The following is a 9,749-nucleotide window of genomic DNA, read 5'->3' as shown; positions in this document are numbered from 1 at the left end:
CCACCCGAATAGCCGCCGGCGGCATAATCGAAATCAACGCCATGCACATTGTGCTTGAGGATGACATTGACCACGCCGGCGATCGCACCCGATCCATAAATCGCCGATTCGTTGCCCGGTACGATCTGGATGCTGCTGATCATCGCCAGCGGAATCGAGGAAAAGTCAGTGAAGCTCTGCGCGCCGTTGTACAGCAGCGGATAGTCGGCCAAGGGGTGGCCATCGATCATGACCAGAGTGAAGCCGGGCGGCAGGCCGAGTAACGAGATCGTCTGCGCACCGGGCGTAAAACCCGGAGCGAACTGCTGGCCTTGCACCTGGCCAGTAGCCAACGGCTGCGCGCGCAGCGCTTGATAAAGGCTGGTAAACCCCTCCCTCTTGATATCCTGCGCGGTGATAGTGATCACCGGGGTCGAGGTATCGATCTCGGCGGTCGGGATCAGCGAGCCGGTGACCACGATCTTCTTCAGTTCTTGCGCCTTTTTCTTGTCCTGCTTCTGCGTGGTGCCGGTCTGCGTACCCTGCGCGCGCGCGGGCAGGGTGTAGGCCGAGGCCGAGAGCGCCGCGACGATCGCGGCCGCCAACAACGAGCGTTGCATGGGCTTCATGGGTCAAGACTCCGTGTGTGTGCAGGCGAAGCATGCTGGCCGGTGTTGCCCGACCATGGCCGAAAGCCGCAGCATCAGCATTCTCGCGCGGCTTTAACCTGAAGCTAACGCCATTCGCACATTGCTGGCCATGGGTTTGGCTGCTGTGTAATGAAGTTGTATGTGAACTGGGTGCTGTTTTGTAAGTTTTGTGCCATTGCAGCGCAGCACAAGCCGCGTTTTCAGGCGCTTGTTGGCTGGATCGGCGGGGCGGGCTTGGCGCCGGATCAAGATCATGGAGTCCAGGCCGCGCTCAGCAGCAACGCCCACTTTTCGTCATTCCCGCGAAGGCGGGATGCGCCTCACAACAGCGAAGCTGGTCATGCATTGCCTGGATACGTGGCAAGACTTCTGGATCCCCGCCTGCGCGGGGATGACGAGGGGCGCGGGGATGACGAGGGGCGCGGGAATGACGAGGGGCGCGGGAATGACAAGGGACGGGTGACAAGGGGCACAGGATGACGAGATGCAGCGAGAGCATGGGCGTGCGGTACGTTCTGGATCCCCGCCCCTGCCTGCGCGGGGGCAGGCTCTGCGCGGTGATGACGAGCAAAATTCCCGTCTTTGTCATTCCCGCGCAGAGATGGGCGGGGTCCAAGCCTCGGGGGTGAGTATCAGGCGCCCATGCCGCGCGCGGCCCACAGCGCCGCCAGTGATTGCCCGCTGCGCGGCTCGCGCAGGTCCGGAGCGATCTCGGCCAGCGGACCGAGCACCCAGGGCTGCAGCAGGTCGCGGCGCGGCAGTTCCAGCTCGGGCGTGTGCAGCACCTGATCGCCGAACAACACCAGGTCGGCATCCAGCGTGTGGCTGGACAGGCGCGGCGCGCGGCGGTCGCGGCCGAGCCGGGCTTCCAGATCGTGCAGCCAGTCGCGCAGCGCCAGCGGTGGCAGATCGCTGTCCAGGCCCATGGCGATATTGAGGAAGTCCGCGCCGCTGAAACCCACCGGCGCGCTGCGCCAGGCGCTGGAGACCAGCAGCGCGCCGAAGCGCGCGCGCAGCGCGGCCAGCGCATCGGCCAGATTGCGCTCCGGCGCGATATTGCTGCCCAGGCTCAGCCAGGCGCGCACGGGCAGATCGGTGGCGGGTTCGGCGCCCGGCGCCGGGGTGGTTGTTGCCGCGCGCTTGGCATCGGCTGGCGGGGAGATGTTCATGACTTCATCTGATTCGCGCTGAAATTGAGCGGCAAAAGTCCCTCTCCCACCGGGGTGAGGCAGCGCGCTGCGGGATTGGGGCTTCCCCTCTCCCGCCGGGAGAGTGTTGGGGGGAGGGTTCGGCGCAGAGTAATCGTCACCATGAATTCGGCAACGCCATGCTCCGGTCCCGGTTGCTCATCCGGCCTGCGGCCACCTTCCCTTGGGGACTTCCGTTGGTCGTCTCCCGGCGGGAGAAGGGAAGCCAGTTCATCCGGCGCTGCGCGCCATCCTTCGACAAGCCCATGACAGGCTCTTGTCCCAGCCCGCACGCACAGCGCTCGGGCGTTCGGCAGCGCATGATCTGCCTGCGGCAGATCATTGGCGCGCTGTCTCACCCCGCCGGGAGAGGGGCAAGCCTGCTGAGCTCGACGCCAATCAGGTGGCTTCATCCGGGCACGCGCAATCCGCGCTCGATGACGATGCCGACACCGCGCGTGCCGGCCACGACGCCGGGTTTGTCCAGGCGCAGGCGCAGCCAGCGCGCGCCGAACTCGCGCTGCAGCACATCGCTCATGCGCTCGGCGAGGGTTTCCAGCAGCGCCGGTTGCATGCTGGCCGCCAGCGCGCGCAGGCGCTGCGCGATGGCGTCGTAGTCGAGGGTGTGTTCAAGACGATCGCTGGCCGCGGCCGCGCGCGTGTCGCAGGCCAGTTGCACGTCGCACAGCAGCAGGCGCGGTGCCAGGCGCTCGTGCGCATGCACGCCGATCACGCAGTGCAACTCCAGCGCGTCGATATAAATGTGATCGCTCACGCGGCCAGCGCGCCGAGGCTGTCCAGCGACCAGCGCGGGAAGATGCGGATGGCGGCGTCGCCATGCTCGCCGGCGGCGAGGCGCAGCGCGCCGACGTGGGCGATCATGGCGCCGTTGTCAGTGCAGAATTCCGGCCGCGGAAAATACGTGCGAAAGCCATCGCTGGCGCCGGCCGTGGCCAGCGCCGCGCGCAGCGCGCGGTTGGCACCGACGCCGCCGGCCACCACCAGCCGCGTGCCGGCGCTGGCGCGCAGCGCGCGGCGACATTTTTCCAGCAGCGTCTCGACCATGGCGGCCTCGAAGCTGGCGGCGATGTCGGCGCGCGTGGCGTCGCTGTGATCGCTGCGCTGCCAGGCCAGCAACACCTGGGTCTTGAGCCCGGAGAAACTGAAATCCAGCCCCGGTCGATCCAGCAGCGGACGTGTGAAGCGATACGCATCGCGACGCCCCTGCGTGGCCAGATCGGCCAGCGCCGGGCCACCGGGATAGGCCAGCCCGAGCAGCATCGCGGTCTTGTCGAAGGCCTCGCCAGCGGCATCGTCCAGGGTGTCGCCCAGCAGCGCGTAGCGGCCGATCGCGACAACCTGCACCAGCATGCTGTGCCCACCAGACACCAGCAGCGCCACGAATGGCGGTTGCGGCGGATCAGGCTCGAGCAGCGGCGCCAACAGGTGACCTTCCATGTGGTGCACGCCGATGGCGGGGATTTCCAGCGCCCAGGCCAACGCGCGCGCAGTGGCGGCACCCACCAGCAACGCCCCAGCCAAGCCAGGCCCAGCGGTGTAGGCCACGCCACCCAAGTCACGCGGGCGCAGGCCGGCATCGCCCAGCGTGGCTTCAATCAACGGCAGCAGCTTGCGCACATGGTCGCGGCTAGCTAGCTCGGGCACCACGCCGCCGTACTCGGCGTGCATCGACGCCTGGCTGTAAAGACGGTGCGCGAGCAGGCCCTGCGCCACGTCGAACACCGCCACGCCGGTTTCGTCGCAGGAGCTTTCCACCCCCAGCACCGGCTTTGAAACTCGCGCCGAGGCCACGCTATACTCTCCGGCTCGCCCGTATCGACGGGCAGTTTACCCGGAGTGCACATGCCCAACGTCAAGGTGCGCGAGAACGAGCCTTTCGAGGTCGCCTTGCGTCGTTTCAAGCGTACGTGCGAGAAGGCCGGCGTGCTGGCCGAGACGCGCAAACGCGAGTTCTACGAAAAGCCCACGCAGGAACGCAAGCGCAAGCGCGCTGCCGCGGTCAAGCGTCAGGCGCGCCGCGTGTCGCGCGACGGCGCCCGCCAGATCCGCCTGTTCTGAACCGCGCGCCGGCGCTGTTCGCGTCGGCCCCGCATTGGCAGTTTGCTCCAGCATCATCCGCCCGCCATGTCGCTCAGAGAGCAGATCACCGAGGCCATGAAATCCGCGCTGCGCGCGGGCGACAAGCCGCGTCTGGGCGTTTTGCGTCTGGCGCTGGCCGCGCTCAAGCAGCGCGAGGTCGACGAGCGCATCGTGCTCGACGACGCGCAGGTGCTGGCGGTGCTGGAAAAAATGCTCAAGCAGCGCCGCGATTCGCTGGCCCAGTTCCAGGCCGCGCAACGCGCCGATCTGGCCGCGCAAGAGCAATACGAAATCACCCAACTCGAAACCTGGCTGCCGGCGCCGCTGAGTGAATCCGAACTCGAGGCGCTGCTCGCCGCCGCCGTCGCCGAGACCGGCGCCAGCAGCGCGCGCGACATGGGCAAGGTGATGGCCGCGCTCAAGCCCAAAGTCGCCGGTCGCGCCGACATGACCGCGCTGTCGGCGCGCGTCAAGGCGCGTCTGGGCTGAGACTTCTGCCGGACGCGGGACGCCAGCCTGTCGCTTGGGCGCAAGTTTTTGTCTTGCCCCGCCGCGCACCGCGAAGCACCGCCGGCACACAAACGCCACAGCGCGCGCCTTGGCCGCGCGATCACATGATCCCGCTGAAGCTGACGCCGAACGCGGTGATGATGCGCGTGTAGATGGCCTTGCCGGACAGGTTCACATCGGGGAAATCGCCGACCTGTTCGTAGCACTGGCGGAAGCGCGGGTCGCTGGGCAGCAGCGGCGGGCAATCGGGTTTTTTCTGCCAGTCGGTGGCGTAGCGGAACGGCCAGAAATCGAAGATCGGCAGCGCTGCGGAAATATCGCCCAGCACGCGGCTGATCGGGCCGAACAGCGGCGGGTTGTCGCGCCGCGCCACCACCCAGGCGTTGTCCGGCTGCGTGGCGCGCAGGATCGAGGTACGCAGCTCCTGCGCGAACGCGGTGTCGTCGATGATCACGCCGTTCTCGGTGTTGTAGTGATCCGAGCGCGGATCGAAATTGTGCGAGCCGATCACCGCGATGCGCCCGTCGATGACATACGACTTGGCGTGCAGGCTGATGCGCGGACCCGGCGCCAGCAGTGGCGCGGGGTAATCGAATACCGCCAGCAGTGGCGCGCGCTCTGGCGCGATCGGCGCCGCCGCGCCGGCTTGCGGCATGGCCGCGCCCAGGGCCTGCTCACCCATCTCCGCCGAGGGCCGCGGCATCAACTCGTAGACCTGCAAGCCGAGCCGTTTGATATAGCGCTTGCGGTGCTTGTAGGAGATGCCATACACGGCGAAAGCATCGGTGGAAGCCAGCGAGTTGGTGGACACGATCATGCGCAGCGTCGGGCGCTCGCGGTGCAGGCGACGCAGCAGGTCGTAGGCGCGGTCGCTGAGCACCAGATACGGCGTTTGCATCAGCAGCTCGTGCTGCGCGCCGCCGATCACGTCTATCAGGTGCTGCGTCAGTTTGTCGGCGCTGCGCAGATTCGGATCCTCGGTCTTGGCCGGCAAATCCGAGTAGTACTCCACCGCGCCGACGCGCATGGCGTGCGCCAACACATGCCGCGCCATCCATGCCGGGTTCGCGGCAGCGCGCTCGGTGGCGGCCACGCGCGCGGCATCCTGCCAGGGCGGCGGCGTCCACGGCGGACCATCCGCGCCGGTGACGCGCAGCGACTGATTCACATCGCGCAATCGCGGCAGCGGCAGCGCGCGCGGGTTGCGCCAGAACACATGAAAACTGCGCCGCATGATTCGCGCCACCGGGCCGGCGAGCAGCACATCGCGGTCGAGGTAATCGAGGCTCGCGTCCCAGCCGAAATAGCGGTTTTCGTAATTGCGCCCGCCGACGATGCCGACGCGGCCATCGACCAGCAGCAGCTTGTCGTGCATGCGCTGGTTGAAGCGGAAGTAGCAGCACACGATGCCCGCCGCCCACTGCAGCGGCTGCGTGCGCGCCTCGTCGAACGTCGGGTTGTACAGGCGGATGCGCAGGTGCGGGTTGCTGCGCGCCAGCGCCGCCAGCGTGCCGACGTTGGGAAACGAAAACAGTTGATCGGCGAGGATGCGCACCGTCACGCCGCGCTGCGCCGCGCGCAGCAGCGCGTCCAGCATCAGGTTGCCGACATCGTCGAACGACCACAGATAGGTCTGCACGTCGATGCTGTGCCGCGCGCCCGCGATCAGGTTCAGGCGCGCGGCCAGCGCGGCATCCGGCGCATCCAGCAGGATCGCGGTGTTCTGCGCCGCCGTCGCGGTGCTGGCCCGATCGTTCGCGCGCCCGAGTTCGAGCAGCGCCGAGGGTGCCGCGCAATGATCCGGCGCCGCGCACGGCGGCGGCGCATGCAGCGCATGGCTTTGCGTCATCACCACGCGCGCCGCGCGCACATCCTGCCGCGACACCGCGCAGCCGGCCAGCAACGCGATCAGCGTTGGCAGCAGCAACGCACGCAATAGCGATATTTGTGGGCCGGGCACGGGGTGATCTTAGGCGCACGAGGCAGTTGGGTGCGAGCCGTGCTTGCGTTTGCTTCAGCGCTTTCTGTCAGCCAGTGACTACACAAGAAACATGCAACCGCGCACAGCGAACATGACTTGCAGCACGGGCGACCGTGCCATGTGCCGCCGTAGCGTGCTTCCCACGCTTGGCACGTGTGGGGACACCGCCGAGCAGCATGGACAGCCATGGGGATGGCGCGATGTCGGCAGCAGCGGGGAAATTGTTTCGCGATGAAGCGCTGCACGCGCAGCAACAGCGCTGGCTGGGCGAGCTGCGTCTGGTCACACCGCTGTCGGCGCGTGTACTGGCCGGCGGCATCGTCGCTATCGTGGCCGTGCTGGCCGGCTTCGCCAGCCTGGGCACGTACACGCGGCGCGTGCAAGCCACCGGCATGCTGGCGCCCGCCACGGGTTTGCTGACGCTGGCCGCGCCGGCGGCGGGTCGGGTGCAACGCATCGCGATGCGCGAGGGTGCGCCAGTCGCCGCGGGCCAGGTGCTGGCCGTGGTGTCCAGTGAGCGCCAGAGTCTTGCGGGTGACACGTCCAGCGCGGTGCTGTCGCAGTTGGCCACGCAGCGCACGCGCCTGGGCAGCGAAATCGCTGATGCCGAGCAGCTTGTGGTGCAGCAGCGTTCCGGGCTGGCGCAGCGCATGGCCTTGCTGCGCGCGCAATTGCGCAGCATGGAGCAGCAGCGCCTGCTGGCACGCGAGCAGGCCGCGCAGAGCGCAGCCCTGCTGGCGCGCATCGCGCCACTGGGCGACAAGGGTTACATCTCGGTGTTTGAAATCGCGCGCCAGCGCAGTGCGAAGCTGGAGGCCGAGTCGCAAGTCAAGGCGCTCGATCGCCAGCTCATCGAGCTGCGCCAGCAACTGGCTGCCACGCAGGACCAGTACACGCAGCTTCCGCTGAATCTGGCCAGCCAGCGCAGCGGGCTGCAACGCCAGCGCGCGGGTATCGAGCAGGCGCTGGCGCAGGCCGAGGCCGAGCGCGCGGCGGTCATCCGCGCACCGCGCGCCGGGCGCGTCACCTCGGTGCTGGCGGTCGAGGGCCAACCGGTGGTCGCGGGTCAGGCGCTGCTGGCCTTGGCGCCGGACGGCGTGCCGCTGGAAGCCGAACTGCTGATTCCCAGCGAGGCGGCGGGCTTCGTGCGAGCTGGCCAACGCGTGGCCCTGCGCTACGCGGCGTTTCCATACCAGAAGTTCGGCTTGCAAGGCGGACGCGTGCGCCAGATCAGCCAGAGCGCGCTGAGCCAGGCCGAGATCAGCACGCTACTGGGCGGGCAAGCGCCGCCAACCGCGCTGTATCGCGTGCGCATCGTGCTGGATGACCAGCGCGTGATCGCTTACGGCGCGGCGCAGGCGCTGAAACCAGGCATGGCCCTGGAGGCCGACCTGCTGCTGGAACGCCGCCGCCTGCTGGAGTGGGTGTTCGAACCGCTGTACGGCTTCGCGCGGCGTCTGCCGGAGCGCGCGTCATGAGGCCACTGGATCTTCCTGCGGCAGTCGTGGCCGGTGGCGATGGCGTACATGCACCTGCGCTGGCACCGCAAGGCCTGCAATTCGGCTGGCGCCGCAAGCTGCCGCTGCAGCGCCAGACCGAGGCCGCCGAGTGCGGCCTGGCGTGCCTCGCCATGGTCGCTGGCTTCCATGGTCACGCCGTCGAGTTGCCCGCGCTGCGCCAGCGTTTCGTCTTGTCGCTGAAGGGCGCCACCTTGGCGCGGCTGATCGAGATGGCCGACGCGCTGGGCCTGGCCAGTCGCCCGTTGCGCCTGGAGCTGGACGAACTCGACCAACTGGCCATGCCGTGCATCCTGCATTGGGACTTGAACCACTTCGTGGTGCTCAAGCGCGTGCGCGGCAGCACGGTGGAAATCCACGATCCGGCCGTGGGTGAGCGCCGCCTGCCGCTGCGCGAGGTCTCCGCGCATTTCACCGGTGTCGCGTTGGAACTCATGCCCTCACCGCGTTTTGAACGCAAGAAGGCCGAGCCGCCGCTGGCGCTGCGGCAACTGCTGGGCCGGGTGCGCGGTCTGCCCTCGGCGTTGCTGCAGGTGCTGGGCCTGGCGCTGGTGCTGGAGATCTTCGCCCTGGTCAGCCCGCTGTTCGTGCAGACCGTGCTCGATCAGGTCGTGGCCGGGGGTGATCGCAACCTGCTTACCTTGCTGGGCCTGGGCTTTGCCCTGCTCACCGTGCTGCAGGTGGGCGTGTCGGCGCTGCGCACGTGGGTGGTGATGTGGCTGGGCACCTCGTTGAACCTGGCCTGGGCGGGCAATGTGTTTGGTCACCTGCTCAAGTTGCCCGAGGAGTATTTCGCCAAGCGCCATCTGGGCGACATCAGCTCGCGCTTTGGCGCCACCGGCGTCATCCAGAACACGTTGACCACACGCGCCGTCGAAACCGTGCTCGATGGCGTGATGACCGTGCTGACTCTGGGCATGATGCTGCTTTACAGCCGCCTGCTCGCGGCACTGACATTGCTGGCGTTCGCGCTCTACGCCGGCTTGCGCGCACTGTCCTACCGGGTGTTCCGCGAGGCCAACCTCGGTTCCATCGTCGCTGCGGCCAAGCAGCAATCGCAGTTCCTTGAATCGGTGCGTGGCGCGCAGACCATCCGCCTTTATCACCGCGCCGCGCATCACACCGGGCGCTACCTCAACGCGGCCACCGACACCGCCAATCGCAATCTCGAAGTACAGCGCTACAGCTTGCTGTTCGGCAGCCTCAACAATCTGCTGTTCGGACTCGAGCGCATCGGCGTGGTGTGGATCGGCGCCAGCGCCATCCTCGATGGGCAACTCAGCGCCGGCATGCTGATGGCCTTCCTTGCCTACAGCGACCAGTTCACCGGGCGCGGCGCCGCACTCATCAATTACCTGGTCGATCTCAAGCTGCTGCGCCTGCAGGGCGAGCGTCTGGCCGACATCGTGCTCACCGCGCCCGAGCGCCACGTGAACACGCCTTATGTCGGCCCGCAGCCGGAACCCAGCCTGCGCCTGCGCGGCGTGAGTTACCGCTACGCGCCGGGCGAGCCGTGGGTGCTCAAAGATCTCGACCTGGATATCCGTGCGGGCGAATCGGTGGCCATCGTCGGCCCCTCCGGCTGCGGCAAGACCACGTTAGCCAAGATTTTGCTGGGCCTGCTCGACCCCGAGCTGGGCGCCATCAGCGTCGGCGGCATCGACCTACGCCGCCTGGGCAAGGCGCGCTACCGCGCCATGCTCGGCGCGGTGCTGCAGGAAGACAGCCTGTTCACCGGCAGCATCGCCGACAACATCAGTTTCTTCGATCCCGAGGCCACCGCCACGCGCATCGAGGCCGCCGCGCGCCTAGTGCACATCCATGA

9 protein-coding genes are annotated in these 9,749 nt (G+C 67.8%); 4 read left to right on the top strand and 5 right to left on the bottom strand.

All coding sequences use genetic code 11. The features are described 5' to 3' along the window. The 4 genes from ACYDAT_RS15030 to tsaD all read right to left on the bottom strand — a co-directional run. Positions 1-608: TonB-dependent receptor plug domain-containing protein (locus ACYDAT_RS15030; RefSeq protein ID WP_461451149.1), on the bottom strand; the 608-nt coding region annotated here is incomplete at its 3' end. Between the two features lie 653 nt (positions 609-1,261). Beyond that, positions 1,262-1,798 (bottom strand): 2-amino-4-hydroxy-6-hydroxymethyldihydropteridine diphosphokinase, encoded by a 537-nt coding sequence (gene folK / locus ACYDAT_RS15025; protein ID WP_461451147.1) that lies wholly within the window; start codon positions 1,796-1,798, stop codon positions 1,262-1,264. A gap of 427 nt (positions 1,799-2,225) precedes the next feature. Further along, positions 2,226-2,591: a dihydroneopterin aldolase gene (locus ACYDAT_RS15020; RefSeq protein WP_461440231.1), complete on the bottom strand. Its 366-nt coding sequence runs from the start codon at positions 2,589-2,591 to the stop codon at positions 2,226-2,228. Continuing rightward, on the bottom strand, positions 2,588-3,628 hold the full coding sequence (tsaD, locus tag ACYDAT_RS15015) for a tRNA (adenosine(37)-N6)-threonylcarbamoyltransferase complex transferase subunit TsaD (RefSeq protein ID WP_461451145.1): 1,041 nt from the start codon (positions 3,626-3,628) through the stop codon (positions 2,588-2,590). The genes ACYDAT_RS15020 and tsaD overlap by 4 nt, the downstream gene beginning before the upstream one ends. Before the next feature lie 51 nt (positions 3,629-3,679). Between tsaD and rpsU the strand changes: the two genes are divergently transcribed. After that, entirely contained in the window at positions 3,680-3,895 is a 216-nt protein-coding gene (gene rpsU / locus ACYDAT_RS15010) for a 30S ribosomal protein S21 (RefSeq protein WP_297904437.1), read from the top strand. 66 nt (positions 3,896-3,961) lie between these two features. Beyond that, positions 3,962-4,405, top strand: a complete 444-nt coding sequence (locus ACYDAT_RS15005; protein ID WP_461440230.1) for a GatB/YqeY domain-containing protein — start codon at positions 3,962-3,964, stop codon at positions 4,403-4,405. A 121-nt stretch (positions 4,406-4,526) separates the two neighbouring features. On the opposite strand, the gene ACYDAT_RS15000 is transcribed toward ACYDAT_RS15005, so the two are convergent. Next, positions 4,527-6,386: a phospholipase D-like domain-containing protein gene (locus ACYDAT_RS15000; RefSeq protein WP_461451143.1), complete on the bottom strand. Its 1,860-nt coding sequence runs from the start codon at positions 6,384-6,386 to the stop codon at positions 4,527-4,529. 221 nt (positions 6,387-6,607) lie between these two features. On the opposite strand from ACYDAT_RS15000, the gene ACYDAT_RS14995 reads away from it, so the two are divergent. Together ACYDAT_RS14995 and ACYDAT_RS14990 are read left to right on the top strand one after the other, a co-directional pair. Further along, a complete protein-coding gene (locus ACYDAT_RS14995) occupies positions 6,608-7,885 on the top strand; it encodes an HlyD family secretion protein (RefSeq protein ID WP_461440228.1) in 1,278 nt (425 codons plus the stop codon). Further along, the coding region (locus tag ACYDAT_RS14990) for a peptidase domain-containing ABC transporter (RefSeq protein WP_461451141.1) at positions 7,882-9,749 on the top strand (1,868 nt) is incomplete at its 3' end. The genes ACYDAT_RS14995 and ACYDAT_RS14990, both read left to right, overlap by 4 nt.

It is taken from the genome of Metallibacterium sp., from assembly GCF_054637675.1.
This window is presented reverse-complemented; position numbering and strand designations above follow the sequence as displayed.